Below are 20935 nucleotides of genomic sequence, written 5' to 3' on the forward strand. Positions count from 1 at the left end.
AGCCGGACAAGGTCGACGCGGCCCTCTCCAACTACTTCCGGCCCGGAAACCTGACGGCACTGCGGGAGTTGGCGCTGCTGTGGGTGGCCGACCGGGTCGACGCCTACCTGACCGAATACCGCAACGCCCACAACGTCTCGACCATCTGGGGCTCGCGCGAGCGGATCGTCGTCGGCCTGACCGGAGGACCCGAGGGCCGCACGCTGATCCGCAGGGCCGCGCGGCTCGCGGAGAAGGGCGCCGGCGGCGAGGTCCTGGCGCTGTACATCTCCCGCAGTGACGGCCTCACCGCCGCCTCACCGAAGGAGCTGGCCGTCCAGCGAACTCTGGTGGAGGATTTGGGTGGCACCTTCCACCAGGTCGTCGGCGACGACATCCCGGCCGCCCTGCTGGACTTCGCGCGCGGGGTCAACGCCACCCAGATCGTGCTGGGCGTCTCGCGCCGCAAGAGTTGGCAGTACGTCTTCGGGCCGGGCGTCGGCGCCACGGTCGCCCGGGAATCCGGACCGGATCTCGATGTTCACCTCATCACGCACGACGAGGCCGGAAAGGGACGTGCACTACCCGTCGCCAGGGGCGCGCGGCTCGGCCGGTCCCGGCTCATCTGGGGCTGGGTCGTCGGCGTGCTCGGCCCGGCCCTGTTCACCTTCCTGCTGACCGGCGCGCTTCCGGACGTCGGCCTTGCCAACGACATGCTGCTGTTCCTCACCCTGACGGTGGCGGCTGCGCTGCTCGGCGGGCTCTACCCTGCGCTCGCCTCCGCGATCGTGGGCTCCCTGCTGCTCAACTGGTACTTCACCCCACCGGTTCATACCTTCACCATCGCCGACCCCGAGAACATCGTCGCCATCGCGATCTTCATCGGGGTCGCGGTGTCCGTGGCCTCCGTGGTCGACCTCGCCGCCCGGCGCACCGACCAGGCAGCCCGGCTGCGCGCCGAGTCCGAGATCCTTTCCTACCTCGCGGGCAACGTGCTGCGCGGCGAGACCAGGCTGGAGGAGCTGCTGGAAAGGGTGCGCGAGACGTTCGGCATGGAGTCGGCTGCGCTGCTGGAGCGGGCCGGTGAAACGGATCCGTGGACCTGCGCGGGCAGCGTGGGCCCCCGGCCCTGCCAGGATCCCGACGCCGCCGACGTCGACGTGCCGGTCGGCGACCACATGTCCCTGGCGCTGTCGGGCCGTGTGCTTCCGGCCGCCGACCGCCGGGTGCTCGCCGCCTTCGCCGCCCAGGCCGCCGTCGTCCTGGACCGCCAGCGCCTGCGGCAGGAGGCCGACCACGCGAAGGAGCTGGCCGAGGGCAACCGCATCCGCACCGCGCTGCTCGCTGCCGTCAGCCACGACCTGCGCACCCCGCTGGCCGGCATCAAGGCGGCGGTCACGTCCCTGCGTTCAGAGGACGTCGAGTGGTCCGAGGAGGACCAGGCGGAGCTGCTGGTGGCCATCGAGGAGGGCGCGGACCGCCTCGACCACCTGGTGGGCAACCTCCTGGACATGTCCCGCCTGCAGACGGGCACCGTCACGCCGATCATCCGCGAGACCGACCTCGACGAGGTCGTCCCCATGGCCCTCGGCGGCGTGCCCGAGGACAGTGTGGAGCTGGAGATCCCGGAGACGCTGCCCATGGTTCACGTGGACCGGGGGCTGCTGGAGCGGGCCGTCGCCAACGTCGTCGAGAACGCCGTCAAGTACAGCCCCGCGGGGGAGAGGGTCCTGGTGTCCGCGAGCGCCATCGCCGACCGGGTCGAGGTACGGGTGGTCGACCGCGGCCCCGGGGTCCCCGACGACGCCAAGGACCGCATCTTCGAACCCTTCCAGCGCTACGGCGACTCGCCGCGCGGCAACGGCGTCGGACTCGGCCTCGCGGTCGCCCGCGGCTTCGCGGAAGCCATGGGCGGCACCCTGAGCGCCGAGGACACCCCCGGCGGCGGTCTGACGATGGTGCTCAGCGTGCCGACGGCACCGCAGCGTCGGCCTGAGCAGCCGAACCTGCCGGCTGCGAGGATGTCCTGATGGGTGAGAGCCGGGCGTTCCGGACTCGCCCCTGCCGCTTCGTGGGGTGACTGGCACTCGGTCGGCGTCCGGTCGGAGGTTCTGCACTGCCCACGGGGAACAACCGATGACGGCAGTGCGCCGTTGAAGCGTGGCGTGACCTGGTCGCCGTTTCGGCCGGGTATCTCCATACCGTTGGCGTCAGAGCCGACGGGCGGGCAGTAGCGACCGGCGACCGGGCAACCGGGACGCGGGAGGTCGATGAGTGGGAACGTGGTGGCACTCGGTGCGGGCAGCTGGAAGCAGGCGTGTGCCAGGCCGGGAGGGAGAAGGTGGTCCTCGACCGACGGTTACGTTGTGGGACCTTGACGGCGCAGAACGGGGCGGAGAGCCTCGATGACGCTCGCGTTGTCCACGGTGGAAGGGATGGGCTCGTCGTGGCCGTCGGCGATGCCGCGCATCGTCTTGCGCAGGATCTTTCCCGAGCGGGTTTTCGGCAGGGCGGCAACGACCGCAACGCTCTTGAGTGACGCGACGGCGCCGATGCGGTCGCGCACGAGCTGGACGAGTTCGGCCTCGATCTCGCTCTCCGTACGGCTGGTGCCGGCTTTGAGGACGACGAAACCTCGTGGTACCTGCCCCTTCAGAGCGTCGGCGACGCCGATGACGGCGCATTCCGCGACATCGGGATGTGCCGCCAGGACTTCCTCCATGCTGCCGGTGGACAGCCGATGTCCGGCGACGTTGATGACATCGTCGGTACGGCCCATGACGAAGACGTAGCCGTCCTCGTCGATGTGTCCGCTGTCGCCGGTGAGGTAGTAGCCGTCGAAGGCGGAGAGGTAGGAGGCGACGTAGCGATTGTCGTCGTTCCAGAGCGTGGGCAGGGCGCCCGGCGGCAGGGGAAGCTTCACGACGATGGCACCGTCGACGCCCGGGGCCACGGGATCGCCCGAGGGGCCGACGACGCGGACATCCCAGCCCGGCAGCGGACGGGTGGGTGAACCGGGCTTGACGGGCAGGGCTTCGATGCCCATCGGGTTGGCGACGATGGGCCAGCCCGTCTCGGTCTGCCACCAGTGGTCGATCACCGGGATGTCCAGAAGGGCGCTCGCCCAGTGGTACGTCTCGGGGTCGAGGCGCTCGCCCGCCAGGAAGAGGTAGCGCAGGCCGGACAGGTCATGATCCGCGGTGAGCAGCCCCTTCGGGTCCTCCTTGCGGATGGCCCGGAAAGCGGTGGGCGCCGTGAACATCGACTTGACGCGGTACTCGGCGGCGACGCGCCAGAACTGCCCTGCGTCCGGGGTGCCGACCGGCTTGCCCTCGTACAGGACCGTGGTCGCGCCGACGAGCAGCGGGGCGTAGACGATGTACGAGTGGCCGACGACCCAGCCGACGTCCGATCCGGTGAACATCGTCTCGCCCGGGCCCACGTCGTACACCGCGCCCATCGACCAGTGCAGGGCCACCGCGTATCCGCCGCTGTCCCGGACAACCCCCTTCGGCTTTCCGGTCGTGCCGGACGTGTAGAGAATGTAGAGGGGTGCGTTCGCGGGGACGGGCACGCAGTCGGCCGGGGGTGCCGCGGCGACAAGGTCGGCCCAGTCGAGATCGTCGGTCTCCAACTCGGCCCGCTCCTGAGGGCGCTGCAGAATCACGTTCTTTTCCGGCTTGTGGGCCGCGAGTTCGATGGCTCGGTCGAGCAGGGGCTTGTACGCGATGACTCGCTTGCCCTCGATGCCGCAGGAGGCGGAGACGACCACCTTGGGGGCGGCATCGTCGATGCGGAGGGCGAGTTCGTGCGGGGCGAACCCGCCGAAGACCACGGAGTGGACCGCGCCGATCCGTGCACAGGCCAGCATCGCGATGGCGGCCTCAGGGACCATCGGCATGTAGATCACCACGCGGTCGCCCTGTCCCACGCCGAGTCGCGCCAACCCTGCGGCGAAAGTCGCCACTTCGTCCCTGAGCCGGGTGTAGGTGTAGGTGCGCTTGGTGCCGGTCACGGGCGAGTCGTAGATGAGTGCGGGTTGATCGCCGCGTCCCGCTTCGACGTGGCGGTCCAGCGCGTTGAAGCAGACGTTCAGCCGCCCGTCGGGAAACCAGCGGTAGAACGGGGCGCCGGAGGCGTCCAGGGCGCGTCGCGGAGCGACATCCCAGTCGATGCCCTGCGCAGCCGTCAGCCAGAAGCTCTCCGGGTCTTCCGTGCTGGCGTGGAAGACGTCCTCGTATTTTCCCATTGCGCACTCCTTCGTGGCACCCCCCGGGGGCTGGGGAGGGAACAGCGTGCAGCATGCTCTCTCCACCCTTACCTCATATTGGCCAAGATGGCCGAGCAGGATGCTGGAGACTGTATGCCTGGTCGTCGGCATCCCGGTAGGGCCGACGGGCCTCGTCGGCGGGTCCTGTCCGTCCTGAGGCCCTGGTCAGGCGCCTGGACTAGGTCGCTGCGGGGCCACTGCCCCACCGCCCGATCGGCTCGTTCACCCCAGTCGCAGAGCTCGCGCCGAGGGCGAACGAATGCTCACCCTGCTGCAGCGCGCCCGGGGCACGAGAAGGGCTGGGTCCGGTAGGTACACAGCTTGCAGTCAGGGCAGTAGACGCGAAGATCTCGGCGGGGCACCGCCTTGAGTTTGCGGCTCGGTGTCCTGACGACTGCACCTCCGCTCGCTTCACCTCGACGTGTCGTCCTCGGTCTGCGGGCCGGGTGCAGGTGATCAGGTCGAGGGTGATGTGGTGGCGGCGTTGTCAGGCGGTCACGTCTGCGTGGGTCCGGGGTACTGCCTGCAGGGCGATGTCGACGGTGGCGTGGAGGGCGGCGCGGCTGGCGCCGGCGGCAGCGTGCACGGCGTTGCCCTCGCTGATCACCATGACGTAGCGGGCGAGGGCCTGGGGGTCGGTCTCGGCGGGCAGGTCGCCTCGCCAGCGAGCACATCGGCTCCATGACCGGTGTCGAGATATATGCCGACGGCGGGGCCAGCCAGATCTGACCACCGCAGTCGGCCCTTTGAACGCCGACCCCTGGCCCGCCGGTCCCCGGAAGGGCCGCCGAACTCCCCGAGCGGACCCGGCAGGCCGGGGGTGGGGTGGTTCGTGGTGGATGTGCAGGAAGGCGAAGACGGTGCGCAGAGTGGAGGCTGCGTTGATGCAGCCGGCCGGCGTCAGTTCGGCCACCGAAGCCTGCTCAGCGTCTGCGGCTGGTCAGGACAGCACGGCCGACGCGGATGCGCAGGGGAGGTTTGACGGTCCACGAGGGCCGCCCCTGCAGCCGGGGCATCGGTCGCCCCGCCAGCCTCTCGCCGGGCACTGCCCGCCGTGGAACGCGAGGAAGCGCAACGGCTCTTCCGCGGGAGGTCCGCCCCTGCCAGGACCGCGTTCATCAAGCCGGCGGCTGCTCAGACCCGCTGTGAGGGATCGCTATGCATGCCCACCGTGTACTGCCGCCTGCCCCAGGGTCGGTACGGCGTGGGAGTGCCGCTGGGCGGCGAACGCGCATGGCAGATCGATCGTCGCCTCAGGGACCTTCTGTGACGCGAACCGGCCGTGTGTGGTGGGCCGGTGGCGCGGGCTCGACTGTGATCGGCTGAAGGGATGATCTGCGCCCGACATGCCGTCATCGGGGAGTGGAGCCGGAAGGGTGAGTAGGGCCTGGCCCGTACGATTCTGCCGAATTTGTCGTATGCCTCACGGCTTTTCGCTTTGGACTGCTTCCTCGAATCGGCGGTGTGCATGAAATCGATGTTCCGAACTCGGCTGCGGCCCTGGGCCGCAGCCTGCGCGACGCTCGTGACCCTGGCGGGTGTGGCCGTCACCGCTCCTGAGGCGCTGGCGGCCGCGCCGGCACGCCCGCTCGAAACGGGGCACGTCAGTGACCTTCCGCCCGCCGTCGAGGCGATCATGCACAAGCCCGGCTACGAGAGTGCGCAATGGGGCGTCTACGAGGTCGACCCCTCGGACGGGTATGTGATTCATTCACAGTTCGCGCGGCAGTCCTTCGTCCCCGGCTCGGACACCAAACTCGTCACCCTTTCGGCGGCTTGGCACAGCCTGGGCCCCGGCCACCGATTCACCACGCCCGTGTACGCGGCGGGCACGCGCCACGGTTCGACGCTGAAGGGGAACCTGGCACTGGTCGCCCAGGGCGACCTGACGATGGGCGGGCGGACCAAGCCCGACGGTTCGGTGGACTACACCGACATCGACCACACGTCCGCCAACGACCTGCCCGGCGCCACGCTCACGCCGGAGAACCCGCTCGCCGGAGTGGACCAGATCGCCCGGCAGGTGCGCGAGGCGGGCATTGCCCGCGTCCAGGGCGACGTCGTCGTCGATCCCAGGATCTTCACGCCCCCGGAGCTGGACCCGCAGCCCACCCCGCTGATCATCAACGACAACCTCATCGACTTGCTCACCACCCCCACCACCGCCGGGCAGCCGGCCAAGCTGTTCTGGCGCCCGCAGGTCAAGCCGTACAGCGTCGACTTCAAGGTACAGACGGTGGCCGCCGGCGGTACGACGAACATCGCGGTCAAGGCATCCCCGGACGGGACCAAGATCACCGTGTCCGGTCAGATCGCGGCCGGGACGCAGCCCGTCCTGAGGACCTCACCCGTCCAGGATCCCAATGCCTTCGGCCGCACCGCGCTGATCGAGGCGCTCGGTCGGGCAGGCGTCACCGTCAGCGCCCGGCAGACCGGCCCCAACCCGGAGCGCAAACTGCCCGCCTCCTACGACCGTGATGCGCGGGTGGCCGCCTATGTCTCCCCGCCCTACCGGCAGTACGCCAAGCTGATCCTGAAGGTCAGTCACAACCTCGGCGCAAACCTGGCCCTGTGCAACATGGCCGGTCTGCGGGGCAGCAAGGACTGCTTCGCCGGCGGATTCGGGGTCGAGCACGACTTCCTGACCCGGGTCGCGCACATCGACCCGACGCAGTTCCAACTCGATGACGGACGCGGCGGCGACGCGACGGAGAAAGCCACGCCAGTCGGCCTCGCCCAGGTTCTCGCCTACTGGCTGCGCACTCCCGATGCGACCGCCTTCCGGCAGTCGCTGCCCATTTTGGGGGTCGATGGCTCGAACGCGAGCTCCTGCACTCACTGCCCGGCCAGAGGCAAGGTCTTCGCCAAACCGGGTACCGTCATCGGCCTGGACCGGCTCAACGGCCGGCTCGCCGTGGCGGACCAGAGCCAGGCCGGCTACTTGCTGACCGACGACGGCCACGTGGTCATCTTCGTCGAACTGGTCAACTCCGCCACCGCCTCCGACATCCAGGGCGTCATGCGCATCTTCGACGACACCAACCAGATCTCCGCGCTGCTGCAGGAGGAGGCCTCGGCACACCTGTGACGGCGCGTGGCAACCGCTACCAGCGCGGCGTCGGCTGCCCGCTTCGTCACTCGCCGGGAACGGCACCGCTGATAGCGCTGCGCGAATAGCCCTCGGTGGGGGCAGCATGCGTCCGGACCGCCGGCAGCGGGTCGAGAAGCAATGTACGGCCCGTTCACAGGGCCAGCACCGCACGCACTCTGTTGCCCCCTCCATCGATCGGATCGATGTCGAAGCGCTGTGCCGGGCACCGCACCGTGGGCCAGGTCGCACCCGCTCTCACTCCAAGTCCCCAGAAGGTCGCACGCCGGGTCGGCCAGGCTGCCGTGGTACATCTCGATGCTCACCTGGGTGCCGGACACGTGCAGGTACAGACGGCAGCCGCCGCCGTGCCGCGTGGTGTTGGTGACCGGCTCGGAGACGATGAGGGTCGTGTCGCCGTGTTCGATCCGGATGCCGAGGAGGTGGACTGCGGCGTCGCGGTGTCCCGCAGCGGCTGCCTTTTCGTCGGGACGTGAGTCCGCGGCGTACATGGTGATGCGCGTCCCCGAGGGGCGGTGGCCGGATGCGGCCGGCCCCTCACGCGCCGTGCCCGTCGGGACGAGCCGGCGTCGGCGAGCCGGGTGCGCCGCAGCGTAGGGCAGCCCGTTGAGACCGCGCTTACCGGGCGCGAGATCTTCGAGACCCTCGTCCGGAGTTCTGGGTCATGCGAGTGACCAGCTGGTCAGTTTCATCGGATTCAGCATCAGCCACACATGCGTGATGTATCCGTCGCTGACGCCGAAGGTGATGATTCCGTACAGACGTTCCTCGTTGCGAAGAACGTATCCGAGACCGTCGGCCGTCTCGCGTTGCTCGAGCCGGAGGGCGGGCTGCTTGCGCATCACCCCCATGAGCCACCGGGACACACGGTCCGACCCACTGATGACCCGGGGTGCGGCATTGACGAAGCCGCCGCCGTCCGCGCGGAGTTCGACGTCCGGAGCCAGTACGCGGAGCAGCGCCTCGATGTCCCCTCCCACAGTCGCGTCAAGAAAGGCCCGAACGGCCTCATCATGCTCGCGGGGGGAGATCGGTGCGCGTCGTCCGCCTCGGACATGACGGCGTGCGGACGTTGCCAATTGCCTTGTCGCCGCCGGCGAACGACCGACAACACCGGCGATCTCGTCGAAGGGGACGCCGAAGACATCATGCAGCACGAACGCCACGCGCTCTGCCGGGGTCATGGCCTCCAGGACGGTCAGCAACGCCATGCTCACGGCGTCATCGAGGGTGACACGGTCGAGCGGATCGGCGGCGGGATGGCGGGGACCCGGTGTCGCCTGCGCGGTGTCGGCGAAGAGATCGGCCGGAACCGGCTCCGGCAGCCATTGGCCGACGTAGGTCTCTCGTCGTGCCCGCGCGGAACGCAGCAGGTCAAGTGAGATGCGGCTCGCGACCCGGGTCAGCCATGCCGCCGGCACGTCAATGCCGTCGCGTTCCTCGGGCGTGAGGCGGTACCACCTCACATACGTCTCCTGCACCACGTCTTCGGCATCGGCCAGGGTGCCCGTCATGCGGAAGGCCAGCGACAGCAGACGACGTCGCTCCGCCATGACCGAATCCAGAGCCGTCGCATCATCATGCTCGGCTTCTTCGAACTCTGCGGTTTCGGCAGGAAGGTCTTCCGGCATGGGGCACCCTTTCCGATTCGGAGCGCGACTCGCCTGACCGGCTCTTTGCCGGCCGGGCGTGCCCTCACGGTGCTGGCATCGTGGTTCAGGCGACGGGGATCCCCGCGATCGGGTACCGCACGGTGCCGGTGCGGTACGCGCCACGCGGAACCATGGCATCGGGAGCGCCTTCTCCGTCCACGGTCACCACCTCACGGTCGTCCCCGCGGTCGGCCAGCGTGGCGCGGAAGAGGTCGTCGAGGTAGAAGCGGTCGGGTCCGGCGATCTCGACGACGCTTCCCGGCTCCAGCGTCGTGACGGCCTCGGCGAGCAGCTCGACGACCTCGTCCAGCTCGACCGGCTGGATGAAAGACCTCGGAGCGATCACCTTTCCGTCCATGGTGTGCTGCTCGGCCAGGACAGGAAGGTAGCTCTGGAACTGGGTGGCTCGAATGATGGTGGCGGGGATCGAGCCGGATCGTACGGCCTTCTCCTGCGCCACCTTGCCGAGGTAGTACCCGACCGTGGATGCGTCGCCTTCCCCGACCCCGACGATGGAGAGCACGATGTGGTGACGCACGCCCGCCCGCAGGCCTTCCTCGGTCAGGTTGTTGATCGTTCCCTCGAAGAACGAGATCGCCCCCTCCGCGTCGAAGCGAGGAGTGTTGAGTACGTTCACGATGGTGTCGACTCCGACGAGAGCCTCAGCAAGCCCCTCGCCCGAGATCACGTCGATCCCGTCCTCGAGTCCGCCCGAGACCACCTCGATGCCCTTGGCTTCCAGATGGTCAGCGAGACGAGACCCCACACGGCCGCGTCCACCGGCGATGAGAACCTTCATTTCCCTACTCCGTCCCGGGGCACCCGTCGCTGCCCTCACCAGCATGACGACGCAGCAGGGAGAAGTGTGAGGTCGCGAGACAGGCCTGCTCCTTGTGATCCGGGTCGCAGGTGTGAGGGACGTCCGCGTACTCGTCCTGAGCGGCCCTGGGAAGATTTCCGGGATGCTGGGGGTGTGCCGCCGTGGGCGGGCCACGCTCCGCTACGGGTAGCGGCGTCACCAGGCCCGCGGAGAAACCCACGCCGCCGCCTTCTGGAACGACCAGACCGACCTCGAGGGGAAGCCGACAACGGCGACGCCCTCACCGCCACCTGCATCTGCCCGCCCTGCACCACTTCCGCTTCGACGCCGACCACGTCGGAAGCACCTCTTCACCGGACGTGCCGGTGGTGGCCGACATGAGCGACGCAACCGACCTCGCGGAGCTGACGGCCCTCTTGAACGGCACCGGGCGCGACTTCATCGTCGCCGTCAATCCCAGGCTGGTGTCCGCTCACGAACCCGCGGTGCCGGAACGTCACACACGCGGCCGCCCGCACAGGCCTTTGCACGATGACCCCCGCCACGGGATGGGACTCGTGGCCGGAGGCCGTCCCGTCGGCACGGACACGCGGCGTGCGTGGAGCCGGCAGTGGAGCCAGCCCACCGCAGCCGTCACGGGTTCCGACGGAAGGTTCCGGCAGGCGCAGATCCTGTCCACCCTGATCCGGCTGCCCGCTGCCCGACCGCAGCAGGGAGGCGCCGGCCGGCGGCCCTACAGGGTGTTCACCGAGCTCGCCGTGGACGGACGGCCAGACTCTCGGATCTGGCTCACCGACCTCATCCATCACCGCTTGGACGAGCTGGTCGAACTGACCCGTCTCTACGTCAGCTCCACTGTCACGGCCGACTGTATGGACGGTCGCTACGAGTTGCTGGACTTCGCCGGCCGTTCCTTCCCCGCCTGGCACCATCACATGACCATGGCCTCCGCGGCCTACACCCATCTGCGCCTGTCGGACGCGGGGCATCCGTCCCTGCCGCTGGCCGGGCTGCGCGGGGCCTGACAGGTGTGCCGGCCGGGAGGCGTGTGCCTTCCCGGCCGGTCGGAACGATCGCGCCTCACACCGACGCCGAGGCGCTCTCGGCCTCAGGCGCGGCGGCGCTGCCCAGCAGGCGCAGCGCCGCCTCCGAGGGCGACCCCGGTTCGGCCGTGTAGGCGATCAGGCGTTGGCCGGAGGAGCCGGGGATGACGAGGTTCTCGAAGCTCAGGTCCATCGTCCCGACCAGCGGGTGACGCAGCTGCTTGACCCCCGAGGTGCAGGTGCGCACCGGATGACGGGCCCAGCGGGAGGCGAACTCGTCGCACTGGACGGTGAGTTGGCCGACCAGTTCGGTCAGCCGGCGGTCGTCGGGGTGCCGGCCGGCGATCAGCCGCAGCGAGGCGACCGCGAGCTGCGCCTCGTCGTGCCAGTCGGTGTACAGCGCGCGATAGGAGTCGTCCAGGAACAGCATCCGCGTCACATTGGGCCGGGTGCTCGGCGACTCGGGGCTGTCGACGGGCAGGTGCCCGGCGAGCAGCGCGTGCCCCAGCCGGTTCCAGGCCAGGACGTCGTTGCGGCGGTCCAGGACCAGGGCCGGCACCTCCGACATGGCGGCCAGCAGCTGCCGTGCCGAGGCACTGGCCTGCTCCGCGCGGGGTGCGGTGGGGCGGGCGGCGGTGGCGGTCGGTCGGGCGAGATCCTTCAGGTGCGCGCTCTCGTCGTCGGTCAGCCGCAGGGTGCGCGCGATGGCGTCCAGCACGGAGTCCGAGGCGCTCAGCGCGCGGCCCTGCTCGAGGCGGGTGTAGTGGGTGATGCTGACCCCGGCGAGCATGGCCAGCTCCTCCCGGCGCAGCCCGCTGACCCGGCGGCGGGTCGGATGCGGGGTGATGCCGACGTCCTGCGGGCGCAGTGCGGCACGGCGGGATTTGAGGAAGTCTCCCAGTTCGGACGGAGCGTTCATCGATGCCTCCCGTTCGCTGCCGTTCACTGCCCTTCATGATGCCCGCCCGCCGCGCCGGACGTGAGCCACAAGGGTGGTCATGTGATGACCACCCTTGCGCTGACTGTGCGGGACAGGGTGCTGGCTGGGGCCCTGGCCCGGGACGAGTCTCTTTCCCGACGGTGCGCACGACAGACGCACCGACCAGGCTCGGCTGAAAGGGACTCGACCTCATGTCCGTCACTGATTCGGACACGGCCGGTACGGCTGTAGGAACGGCTCCGGCCGTCCTCACCCCGCGCCTGCGGCTGGTGCTGGTACTGCTGCTCGCGGCCCAGTTCATGCTGGCCGTGGACTTCTCCATCCTGAACGTGGCGCTGCCGGTGATCGGCGAGGGCCTGGGGTTCTCTCTGGCGCACCTGCAGTGGATCGGCACCGCGTTCGCGCTGTGCGCGGCGGGCTTCACCCTGCTGTTCGGCCGGGTCGCGGACCTGTTCGGCCGCCGCCGGCTCTTCCTCGGCGGACTGGTCGTGCTGGGCGCTGCCTCCCTGGTGGGCGGTCTGGCGCAGAATCCGGAGGTGCTGATCGCGGCCCGCGTCTTCCAGGGGCTCGCGACCGCCGCGGTGACCCCGGCCGGCCTGTCGCTCATGACGACCTCCTTCCCCGAGGGCCCGCTGCGGGAGAAGGCCCTCGGCCTCAACGGGGCCCTGATGTCGGCCGGCTTCACCACCGGCGCCATCCTCGGCGGCCTGCTGACCGACCTGCTGTCCTGGCGCTGGGCGTTCTTCATCAACGTGCCCGTCGCCCTCGCCGTCCTGGTCGTCGCCCCGACGGTCATCAAGGAGTCCAGGCCCGATGAGCGCCCGAAGCTGGACCTGCCCGGCGCCGTCAGCGTCACCCTCGGTCTGCTGGCCGTCGTCTTCGGCCTCACCCAGGCCGGTGAGCACGGCTGGGGCTCCGCGAACGCCCTGCTGTCGCTGGCGGCCGGCGTGCTGCTGCTGGTCGTGTTCTGGGCTGTTGAGCGCAAGGTGAGCGCCCCGCTGGTGCCGCTCAGCGTGCTCGGCAAGCGGTCGGTGGCCTGGGGCAACGTCGCCGGTCTGATCGCCTTCCTCACCGAGACCTCCCTGGTCTTCCTGCTCACCCTCTACCTCCAGGAGGTGCTCGGCTTCTCCCCGCTGGCCGCCGGTCTGTCCTTCGGCGTGCTGGGCATCGGAACCGTCGTCGGCGGTTCGACCGCTCCGAAGGTCATCGGAAAGATCGGCAGCAAGCGGACACTGATCACCGGCGGCGTCCTGCAGACCGTGTTCACGGCCGCCCTGCTCGCTCTGGGCACCACCCACTCCTCGCTGTGGCTGCTGCTCGTCGCCACCTTCGCCGGCGGCGTGGGCAACATGCTCGTCATCGTCGCCTTCATGGTGACCGCCACCTCCGGGCTCGCCGACCACGAACAGGGCCTGGCCACCGGGCTCGCCACCATGACCCAGCAGATCGGCATCACCATGGGCACGCCCGTCATGAGCGCCATCGCCACCGCCGCGATGACCGGCACGGGAGCCTCCGCCATCCTCGGCGGACTGAAGACGGCCATCGCCGTCAACACCGCCGTCGTCGTCCTCGGCGCCCTCACCAGCGCTCTGTTCCTGCGTGGTGCGCGGTCGAGTGCGCAGTAACTCACGACGCCGCGAACCGCGAGCCGGCCTGGCCGCGCCGGACGGGGAAAGGCCCGTGCACGGGCACGACCGGTGGTCCGCCGGGGTGCAGTGGCAGTCGGTCCGGCTGGAGGCGGGGACCCATCGCATACCGGTGCGGATCTACCGGCTGGGACCGCGGTCGTACGGCTGGCTGGTGTGGGCCCACGGCGGCAGCCGGCAGGCCGGGTCGGTCGAGCACTGGCACGGGCCCGTCATGGACCTCGCCAGGACGACGGGGTGCACCGTGGTCAGCACCGGCTACCGGCCGGCTCCCGCCTACCGGCATCCCGCCCAGGTGGAGGACGTGCTGACCACGCTCTCGTGGGCCGAGGACCAGACGGCGGACGGCGAGCCGCTCGCGGTCGGCGGCGACAGCGCAGGCGGCACCGTCGCCGCCTGCACGGCCCTCGCCCGCCGCGACCGTGACCAGCCGCTCGCCGCCCAGGTGCTGGCCTACCCGCCACTGGACCCCGACTGTGCCGCCGCCTCCTACACCAGCGAGCGGGGCGTCTTCCCCGCCGCGGAGGACCTCCGGCCGGCCTGGCAGACGTACCGCGGCGGTCTGGAAACCGCCGTACGCGGCGGGACCCCGCTGTACAGCACCCCGTTGACGGCACAGCAGCTGGACGGGCTGGCCCCGGCCGTCCTCGCGGTCGGCGAGCTCGATCCCGTGCGCGACGACGTCACCACGTACGCCCGACTGCTGCGCGCGGCGGGCAACACCGTACGGCTGAAGGTCTTCCCCCGAACCCCGCACGCGGCCTTCCTCGCCGTCGGCGGCCCCGGTGCGGGGAACCCGGGGCTGCGACGCTGGCTCGGTACGGCGCTGCGGGAGCAACTGCGACGACGGAAGGAAACCCCATGACCACCACACGGCCCGAGGCGGGGCTGCCGCACCTGGCGGCCCTGCTGCGCCACTTCGCGGACCTGCGCGACGGCACCCACGGCGAGGGCGGCGACACTGTGTCGCGCCAGGGCAAGGAAGGGCACTTCGAGCACGCCGTCGAACTGCTCCACCCCTACGCCGTCCAGGTGCTGGAGGAGTTCGACACCGCCCTGCTTCTGGGTACCGGCGAGGTGACGGCGAGCGGGATCCGGCGCACCCAGGACCGCGGACTGGCGGCGAGCTGGACGCTGTCATGGCCCGAGCAGCGGGAGTCCCAGATCGCGCCGATCACGCTGCTCGCCTACTACGGCGGCGGCTTCCACCACCCGCATCTGCGGGGCGCGACCGTGCACGACTGGCCGTTGAACGTGTTCACGCCCGAGCAGACGGCGGCCGAGGTGCCCACGCTGCGCGCGATCGCCACCGGCGATCTGCACAACCTGGTCTTCCAGCGGGACTACCGGATCGTGCCCGCGATCACGCGAGGTGCGCGATGAGCGGGGCGCCGGCGCCGGCCCTGCGCCTGTCGGTGCTGGACCAGCCGCCGGTCGGGGCCGGCTTCCCGCCGGCCGACTCGCTGCGGGCGTCGGTCGAACTGGCGCAGGCGGCCGAGGAGTTGGGTTACGTCCGCTACTGGACGGCCGAACACCACGGCTCTCCCGGCTTCGCGGGCTGCGCCCCGGAGATCCTCGCCGCCGTTGTGCTGGGCCGTACCCGGCGGATGCGGGTCGGCACCGGCGGGGTGCTGCTGCCGCGGTACTCGCCGGCGAAGTGGCCGAGGTCTTCTCGGTGCCGGCGTCGGTCTTCCCCGGCCGGGTGGACCTGGGCCCGGGCCGCAGCGGCGGTCCCGCCCACGACTATCCCCAGCGGGTGCGGGCGGTGCGGGTACTGCTCGGCCTGGACGGCGCCGAAACCCGCTCGCCGGAGGCGAGAGCGGGCTGGTCCCACCCGTGCGGCCCCAGATGTGGCTGCTCGGCGCGCAATGCGCTGGAAGACTGCGTCGAACACCTCCGACATCACCTTCGACGGCCGACTCTCAGCGGCCCGTCAGTAACCATCAACTGCCCCAGTTATGCCCCTCGTTCGACAGATCCGGCGGAGGCGCACGCGGGTGAAGACCGAGCGTGACTCAACGGTTCATGGGTACGAGGGGGCGGGTGGTGGCGGGTTTGTCTGTCTGGCATACGGTGCCGTCCGCGGGGTGGGTGCCGCGGATGAGGGTGGCGTCGACTGCCCTGTTGACGCACGTGTTGATGCCGTAGGAGCCGTGTCCGACCCCTTCACGGGTGAGCAGGACCGCAGAGTCCAGGGTTCGGGTCATGTTCTGGGCCCAGCGGTGGGGGGTGACGGGGTCCAGCCGGCCTGCGACCACCAGTGCCGGCGGCGCACCGGCGCCGGTGAGCGGCTTGGTGAAGCGGTCCTTGTTCGGTGCCGGCCACCGAGCGCAGTTCAGGGCGGAGTAGGCGGCCCGGGGACCGATCCGCCTGGCCTCGGTGACGGCCTTGGCGGCCGCGGCCTTGTGCGCGGCGATGCCGGCCGGGGTCTTCCAGTCGGCGCAACGTATTGCGGTGTGGGCTTCGTACATCGCGGTGGGGACGGGGAAGGGGGATACCGTGACGGCGCGCCACAGGGTGTACAGGGGTGCGCCGTTGCCGTCTTGTGCGGCCAGCAGTGCCGAGGTCAGCAACGGCCAGGTGTGCTGGTCGCCTGCCAGGGCCCGGGTGGTCTCGAGGGTCATGGCGCCGTCGAGTTGACCGCCCGGGGTGGCGCCCTTGGCGGGTGCGATCTTCAGCGGCTTCGCTTCCAGTGTGTCGATCAGTGTGTCGAACGCCGCCTGGGGGTTGCCTGCTCCGAAGGGGCACACTGCGCTCCCTTCGGTGCGGCAGGTCTTGAACCAGGCGTTGAGCGTCCGTTCGCTTGCCACGGCGACGTCGTCGAGGAAGGTCAGGGAGTTACCGAACCACAGGTTGGTGTCGACGGGCGCGTCGAGCACCATCTGCCGGACGCGGTGAGGGAACAGGGTGGCGTACATCGGGCCGACGACGGTGCCGTAGGACAGGCCGTAATAGGTGATCTTGTCCTCGCCGAGCGCGGAGCGGACCTGGTCGATGTCGCGGGCGACGTTGTCGGTGGACAGGCTGGCCAGGAACGCTTTGCTCTGGTGGGTGACGCAGCCGTGGGTGAATGTGGCGGCATCGGCCAGCAGTTGTGGCAGGGGTTTGCCCCCGGGGACGGCCGGGTCGAAGGCGGTGCCGGCGGCGTCGGCTCGCTGCTTGTCGGTCAGGCAGCGGACGGTCCGCGATCCGCCGACGCCGCGCGGGTCCATCGCGATGACGTCGAACCGGGCGAGCACCGCGGGTGAGAAGGCGCCGGGAGTGCCGGCTGTATTGGGCAGGTTGCGCAGTGTTTCGGTGGCGGAGACTCCGGGCCCGCCCGGGTTGAAGATCAGGCTGCCGATGCGATGGTCGGGATCAGTGGCCCGGTGCCGCATGAGCGCGAGCGGGATCTGCGCGTCATCGGGCTCGGTGTATTCCTGTGGCACCTTGATCGTGGCGCATTCGAGGTTCTTCCCGCAGGTGCTCCACATGAGCGGTGCGGGGGAGGGGGCGGAGGCCGACGCGCCCGCTGCGGACGTGCTGCGGGGCCCGGAGGTGCTGGACGAACACCCCGTCAGGGCCATGAGGGTTGCAGCGGCCGCCGCCCCGTACCGGGCGGTGGGCCTTGGCCTCAACCGGATCACGATGATCTTCCTTTCGCCGTACTCGTGTCATTCCACGCGGCCGGCACGGCCGGCCGCGTGGGAAGCCGGCCGAAGAGGGCCGGCGTGGTCGTGTCTTCCTGGCTTCGCGGGGTCAGTGGCCGGCGGTGTCGAGCAGAGGGGAGTAGCGCAGGCGGAGCGCGCGCTCCATGCTCGCCAGGACGGCTCCGCCCCCCAGTGCGAGGTTCAGCCAGATGGGCAGGTGTATCGGTGCTTCGAACGTCCCGACCCGCTGTGTGACGGGCGGAAGGTGAGAGAGGGGTTCGGCGAGCTGCAACAGGTTCAGGCCCACGCCGATGACGAGCAGCAGCACCGATCCGATGCCGATCGCCCGGCTCAGTCCCGGATGGCGGGCGCCGAAGCGCGCCCGCCGTCCCTCCGCCGAGGCCGGGTCGGGCGTGAGCTGACGCGGCTGTCCGCTCAAGGGGCGGTAGTGGCAGCGCTTGATGCCGTAGGCACTCATCGCCACCTCGATGACACCCCCGTCGACGGGGAAGACCGCGGGCAGTTTCGACTCGGCCACGTGCCTGCCGTCCAGGAACAGATGCGCCCGGATCCTGCCGTTGTCCAACCGTGCCCAGTGCCGTACGTCGACGGCGTGCAGGCGGGTGTGCCCGCCGGCACCGGGAAGCCGGAGCCAGAACAGGGAGCGCAGGGGGAGCTGCCACCAGCGGAACCGCTGCAGTGGCCTGCCGTCTCCCGGCTTGAGGCGTCTCGATGCCGCCCACTGCTTCCACGCCATGCTCCGCCCCTCTTTCGCCCCTCCGCCGCACGTCACTAGTACAGCGTGTTAGAGAGACGCTAACACGCTGTACTAGTACGGCGTGCTAGTACAGTGAGGGGGCTGGGGAGAAGCGAAGGAGAGCGGGGCATGGAAACACGCGAGAAGATCCTCCAGGCCGCTGCCGAGATGATCGCCGAGGACATGACGGCGAAGCTGAGCGTGCGAGCGGTCGCCGCGCGGGCGGGAGTGAGCACCGGCTCGCTGAGGTTCCACTTCCCCACCCAGCGCGCCCTGCAGGACAGCCTGCTCGCGCGGATCTACGAACACCTGCTGCCCGGCGACCCGATCCGGGACCGGTCACTGCCGCCCCGCGAACGGCTGCTGAACTGCCTGCGGCAGGTTCTCGCACCGCTCGGCACCAACGAGGACGCGCGAACCGCATGGGGCACGATGTACCGGACCTTCATCGAACCCGAGCCCACCGAACAGGTACGCGCCGCATATCTCGGCCATGAGCGGGAGGCGGAGCGCCGGGTCGAACACTGGCTGACCGTGCTCGCCGAGGAAGGTGCACTGCCCCCGGGAGACCACACCCGCAACGTCAGGTTCCTTCTCACCGTCCTCAACGGACTCTCGGTCGAACGCGCCCTGCCCACCAGCGACTCCGTCCTCATCGCCGAGACCGAGACCCTCAACGCCGCCGTCGACCACGTCCTCTCCACCGGCCCCGCACCACCCGCCGGGCCGACTCGCCCGTGAACCGAACCCACCACCTCTCTGCACCGGTTCCCCAACTGGTAGAGGCGCGAGACACGCGCCATCGCTCCCCATCGCTCCGGCTGAGCCGCCGACACCTGCACCCCGAGCGCCGCCAGACGCTCGATCAGCTCCATGTCAGGCGGGCTCGGCACTCCTCTGGCCACCGCAGCCGATGGAGAGCAGCACGTCGCGTTTGGAGGTGAAGACGCACACCGAGCACGAGCAGCGCGAGGTGCAGGACCAGTTGCCGGCATCCAGGTACGGAGTCGTAGGTCCAGGAGGCGCTTGTCGTAGCGCAGGGTGGCTGCTGTGGCCGTGACCCGTATCGGCAAACCTCGTTACCCGGTCATGATCAAGAAGTTGTTCGCCGTGGCCTTGGTCACGGCCCTTGCCGCTGGCGCGGCACCGGCGGCTGCCCACGGCCAGGCATCCAACCGTGCTCAGCGCGTGACGCTCACGAAACTCGGACAACGGCCGGTCCGCGACTGCGAACACGGGTGACGACGTCGACATCCGGCTCACGTCCGTCCGGGAAAACGGACTCACCTACTCCTGGAGCGTTCCTCAGTCCAGTAACCCCGATGTTGCCCGGCCCGCCAACGGCGGTACGACGCCGGATGGCGGCGCAATGGCAACCTTCCATGCCGAGGAAGCCGGCACCGTCACCATCACCGCGACACGACACTGCCGGCCCGACCCGGGCCGTGTCTGCCCTTCGGTGATGACGCCGTGGAAGGCCACGGTCTCGGTGGAGTGACTACGCTCGGGGCCACGGACCGGCCGTGGTCCGAGTTCGGACGACATCCCCTGTGAGCGACCGAACCGTTCTCAGCAAGACCAATAGCACCTGGTCGGAGCGCCGATCTGTGCCCTGGCTCCCGAGTCCCGTGCTCTTTGCGGCAGGCCGACGGAGGGCCTGGCTGACCGAGCCGAACGCGGCGCGGTCAGCTCCGGCGTGCTCGGCGTCCGCTTCCTCGGTGCGGCTGGCAAGGTGCACGCGTTCCGCCTCCGATGCGGGGGAAGGGTGTCACCTGTTGGTGCAGGGCAGGCCGCAGTCGACGCGCCTGCGGTCATCATCAGCCGCAGGGGCCGGCGCGGGCGACGCCGCGGAGGTCGGTCCGTCCTCCCCGTCGATCTCGGACAGCAACCGGCTGGCCGCGGCGAGGAGTTCCCCGCGCAGCAGCTCGCCCTCCCTGCAGCGGTTGCGCGTGCGCGAGGCGCTGACCTGAACCTCTTCCGGCACGGACCCGTTTCTTACCGCCTGCGCCGCCCCGGGCCACGGCAGTTGCCCCCGGGGATCGGTCACCGTGACCGATCCCCGAACGCTTGCACCACACTCCGGACCAGGAAATCAGCGACGCTCGCCCGCGTGCCGGAGGACCGCGGCCTCCAGCACGGGAACGATCTCGGAGAGCGGCGTCATCGTGCGCACCTCTCGCGCCGCCCGTGCGGCGGCCTCCCGGTAGGAGGGCGTGGCCACGATCTTGGCGGCCGCGGGACCCGAGTCGTCGAAGGCGCCGATGGTCTCGGCGACGCCGACGCGGGTAAGGCGTTCGGCGTTCCACGGCTGGTCCGCGTGGAAGGGCCGGACGACCATCGGCGTGCCGGTGGCCAGCGCGGCGAGGACGGTGCCGGTGCCGCCGGCCGACACCAGGACATCGGCCCACGGCAGCACACGGGCCAGCGGCACGAAGCCGGCGCGGTGGACGTGGCCGGCGACGCGCTCCGGCGTGTGGGACCCGGCGACGATCACGTTGAACCCGGAGTCGGCGAGGGAACGGGCCGTCGCCTCCTCCGCCTCGGGCTCGATGACGCTCGTACCGAAGGTCACCAGCGCCCGGGGACGGTCCTCCTCCCGGAACGCCGGAAGCTCGAAGACGTCGTCTTCGCGGTCGAACGCGACCGGACGTACGGCAATTGCGTCGGGCTCCGGCTCCTCGCCCTCCTGACGCAGGAAGGCCGGATAGGGGTCGAGGTAGGCGAGCCGCTCCGTCGCTCGCAGGGAGTACCGGTCGAGCTGCTGCTGCCAGCGCCCGCGCAGCGCGGACATCAGCTCGGTCGGCACGCTGCCGCTGATGCCCAGCGCCGCCCAGGGCACGTCCAGCGCGCAGGCGATCGTCGGCGCGACGTAGTCGAACGGTTCACACACGATCAGCTCCGGACGGAAGGCGGCCGCCTCGCGCAGTGCCTCGTCGTAGGTGAGGTCGACCCTGGTGCCGGCGAACATCTCGACCGCGGCGGGGCCGGGTTGGGCGGGATGCATCCCGGTGCGCCGCTGGGTCTCCGCCATCTGCGCCTCCAGCGTGGGACCCGCGGTGAGCACCGGGAACGGCCGCAGCAGGGGAG

18 protein-coding genes are annotated in these 20935 nt (G+C 70.2%); 9 read left to right on the forward strand and 9 right to left on the reverse strand.

Features of this window, described 5'->3' with window-relative positions; all coding sequences use genetic code 11:
• The coding region (locus tag M8J74_RS34790) for a DUF4118 domain-containing protein (RefSeq protein WP_249840257.1) at positions 1-2009 on the forward strand (2009 nt) is incomplete at its 5' end.
• Between the two features lie 329 nt (positions 2010-2338).
• On the opposite strand, the gene M8J74_RS34795 is transcribed toward M8J74_RS34790, so the two are convergent.
• Entirely contained in the window at positions 2339-4228 is a 1890-nt protein-coding gene (locus M8J74_RS34795; protein ID WP_249840258.1) for a propionyl-CoA synthetase, read from the reverse strand.
• Between the two features lie 508 nt (positions 4229-4736).
• A complete protein-coding gene (locus tag M8J74_RS44665) occupies positions 4737-4859 on the reverse strand; it encodes a hypothetical protein (RefSeq protein ID WP_283948985.1) in 123 nt (40 codons plus the stop codon).
• A gap of 930 nt (positions 4860-5789) precedes the next feature.
• Here M8J74_RS44665 and dacB point away from each other — a divergent pair.
• Positions 5790-7337, forward strand: a complete 1548-nt coding sequence (gene dacB / locus M8J74_RS34800; protein WP_249840259.1) for a D-alanyl-D-alanine carboxypeptidase/D-alanyl-D-alanine endopeptidase — start codon at positions 5790-5792, stop codon at positions 7335-7337.
• 683 nt (positions 7338-8020) lie between these two features.
• Here the strand turns inward: dacB and sigJ are convergent.
• The gene (sigJ, locus tag M8J74_RS34805) at positions 8021-8989 is read right to left on the reverse strand and encodes an RNA polymerase sigma factor SigJ (protein WP_249840260.1); all 969 of its coding nucleotides are present in this window, start codon (positions 8987-8989) and stop codon (positions 8021-8023) included.
• Positions 8990-9074: 85 nt separating this feature from the next.
• Positions 9075-9854: an SDR family oxidoreductase gene (locus tag M8J74_RS34810; protein ID WP_249840261.1), complete on the reverse strand. Its 780-nt coding sequence runs from the start codon at positions 9852-9854 to the stop codon at positions 9075-9077.
• Positions 9855-10207: 353 nt separating this feature from the next.
• Here M8J74_RS34810 and M8J74_RS34815 point away from each other — a divergent pair, with 353 nt between their 5' ends.
• On the forward strand, positions 10208-10855 hold the full coding sequence (locus M8J74_RS34815; protein WP_249840262.1) for a hypothetical protein: 648 nt from the start codon (positions 10208-10210) through the stop codon (positions 10853-10855).
• A gap of 55 nt (positions 10856-10910) precedes the next feature.
• Here the strand turns inward: M8J74_RS34815 and M8J74_RS34820 are convergent, their stop codons facing one another.
• The gene (locus tag M8J74_RS34820; RefSeq protein ID WP_249840263.1) at positions 10911-11792 is read right to left on the reverse strand and encodes a helix-turn-helix transcriptional regulator; all 882 of its coding nucleotides are present in this window, start codon (positions 11790-11792) and stop codon (positions 10911-10913) included.
• A gap of 212 nt (positions 11793-12004) precedes the next feature.
• Here M8J74_RS34820 and M8J74_RS34825 point away from each other — a divergent pair, with 212 nt between their 5' ends.
• Genes M8J74_RS34825 through M8J74_RS34840 form a run of 4 tightly spaced genes read left to right on the forward strand, consistent with a single transcriptional unit; the run spans position 12005 to position 15402 of the window.
• Positions 12005-13441: an MFS transporter gene (locus M8J74_RS34825; RefSeq protein ID WP_249840264.1), complete on the forward strand. Its 1437-nt coding sequence runs from the start codon at positions 12005-12007 to the stop codon at positions 13439-13441.
• A gap of 55 nt (positions 13442-13496) precedes the next feature.
• The gene (locus tag M8J74_RS34830) at positions 13497-14327 is read left to right on the forward strand and encodes an alpha/beta hydrolase fold domain-containing protein (RefSeq protein WP_249840265.1); all 831 of its coding nucleotides are present in this window, start codon (positions 13497-13499) and stop codon (positions 14325-14327) included.
• Positions 14324-14845, forward strand: a complete 522-nt coding sequence (locus tag M8J74_RS34835; protein ID WP_249840266.1) for a hypothetical protein — start codon at positions 14324-14326, stop codon at positions 14843-14845. Before M8J74_RS34830 ends, M8J74_RS34835 begins: the two co-directional genes overlap by 4 nt.
• Complete coding sequence (locus M8J74_RS34840; protein ID WP_249840267.1) at positions 14842-15402, forward strand: LLM class flavin-dependent oxidoreductase; 561 nt, start codon at positions 14842-14844, stop codon at positions 15400-15402. The genes M8J74_RS34835 and M8J74_RS34840 overlap by 4 nt, the downstream gene beginning before the upstream one ends.
• 75 nt (positions 15403-15477) lie before the next feature.
• Here M8J74_RS34840 and M8J74_RS34845 read toward each other — a convergent pair whose 3' ends face one another.
• Together M8J74_RS34845 and M8J74_RS34850 are read right to left on the reverse strand one after the other, a co-directional pair.
• On the reverse strand, positions 15478-16890 hold the full coding sequence (locus M8J74_RS34845; RefSeq protein ID WP_249840268.1) for an alpha/beta hydrolase: 1413 nt from the start codon (positions 16888-16890) through the stop codon (positions 15478-15480).
• A 310-nt stretch (positions 16891-17200) separates the two neighbouring features.
• Positions 17201-17848 (reverse strand): hypothetical protein, encoded by a 648-nt coding sequence (locus M8J74_RS34850; protein WP_249840269.1) that lies wholly within the window; start codon positions 17846-17848, stop codon positions 17201-17203.
• Between the two features lie 129 nt (positions 17849-17977).
• Between M8J74_RS34850 and M8J74_RS34855 the strand changes: the two genes are divergently transcribed.
• Both M8J74_RS34855 and M8J74_RS44670 read left to right on the forward strand, forming a co-directional pair.
• On the forward strand, positions 17978-18589 hold the full coding sequence (locus tag M8J74_RS34855) for a TetR/AcrR family transcriptional regulator (protein WP_058920984.1): 612 nt from the start codon (positions 17978-17980) through the stop codon (positions 18587-18589).
• 628 nt (positions 18590-19217) lie between these two features.
• Positions 19218-19346 carry a hypothetical protein gene (locus M8J74_RS44670; protein ID WP_283948986.1) on the forward strand — a complete coding sequence of 43 codons (129 nt, stop codon included), beginning with the start codon at positions 19218-19220 and terminating at the stop codon, positions 19344-19346.
• 270 nt (positions 19347-19616) lie between these two features.
• Here the strand turns inward: M8J74_RS44670 and M8J74_RS34860 are convergent, their stop codons facing one another.
• Positions 19617-19832: a hypothetical protein gene (locus tag M8J74_RS34860; protein WP_249840270.1), complete on the reverse strand. Its 216-nt coding sequence runs from the start codon at positions 19830-19832 to the stop codon at positions 19617-19619.
• Between the two features lie 108 nt (positions 19833-19940).
• A complete protein-coding gene (locus M8J74_RS34865; RefSeq protein ID WP_249840271.1) occupies positions 19941-20879 on the reverse strand; it encodes a glycosyltransferase in 939 nt (312 codons plus the stop codon).
• Positions 20880-20935: the final 56 nt, after the last annotated feature.

Origin of the sequence: Streptomyces panaciradicis (assembly GCF_023516615.1) — a bacterium.
GTDB classification, from domain to species: Bacteria; Actinomycetota; Actinomycetes; order Streptomycetales; family Streptomycetaceae; genus Streptomyces; species Streptomyces panaciradicis.

Coding starts and splice junctions, on each gene's coding strand:
- M8J74_RS44665 (WP_283948985.1), bottom strand. CDS start 4,859: ATGGTGATCAGCGAGGGCAACGCCGTGCACGCTGCCGCCGGCGCCAGC.
- M8J74_RS34820 (WP_249840263.1), bottom strand. CDS start 11,792: ATGAACGCTCCGTCCGAACTGGGAGACTTCCTCAAATCCCGCCGTGCC.
- M8J74_RS34835 (WP_249840266.1), top strand. CDS start 14,324: ATGACCACCACACGGCCCGAGGCGGGGCTGCCGCACCTGGCGGCCCTG.
- M8J74_RS34850 (WP_249840269.1), bottom strand. CDS start 17,848: ATGGCGTGGAAGCAGTGGGCGGCATCGAGACGCCTCAAGCCGGGAGAC.
- M8J74_RS44670 (WP_283948986.1), top strand. CDS start 19,218: ATGGCAACCTTCCATGCCGAGGAAGCCGGCACCGTCACCATCACCGCG.
- M8J74_RS34810 (WP_249840261.1), bottom strand. CDS start 9,854: ATGCTGGTGAGGGCAGCGACGGGTGCCCCGGGACGGAGTAGGGAAATG.
- M8J74_RS34840 (WP_249840267.1), top strand. CDS start 14,842: ATGAGCGGGGCGCCGGCGCCGGCCCTGCGCCTGTCGGTGCTGGACCAG.
- M8J74_RS34795 (WP_249840258.1), bottom strand. CDS start 4,228: ATGGGAAAATACGAGGACGTCTTCCACGCCAGCACGGAAGACCCGGAG.
- M8J74_RS34815 (WP_249840262.1), top strand. CDS start 10,208: ATGAGCGACGCAACCGACCTCGCGGAGCTGACGGCCCTCTTGAACGGC.
- M8J74_RS34855 (WP_058920984.1), top strand. CDS start 17,978: ATGGAAACACGCGAGAAGATCCTCCAGGCCGCTGCCGAGATGATCGCC.
- M8J74_RS34825 (WP_249840264.1), top strand. CDS start 12,005: ATGTCCGTCACTGATTCGGACACGGCCGGTACGGCTGTAGGAACGGCT.
- M8J74_RS34865 (WP_249840271.1), bottom strand. CDS start 20,879: ATGGCGGAGACCCAGCGGCGCACCGGGATGCATCCCGCCCAACCCGGC.
- sigJ (WP_249840260.1), bottom strand. CDS start 8,989: ATGCCGGAAGACCTTCCTGCCGAAACCGCAGAGTTCGAAGAAGCCGAG.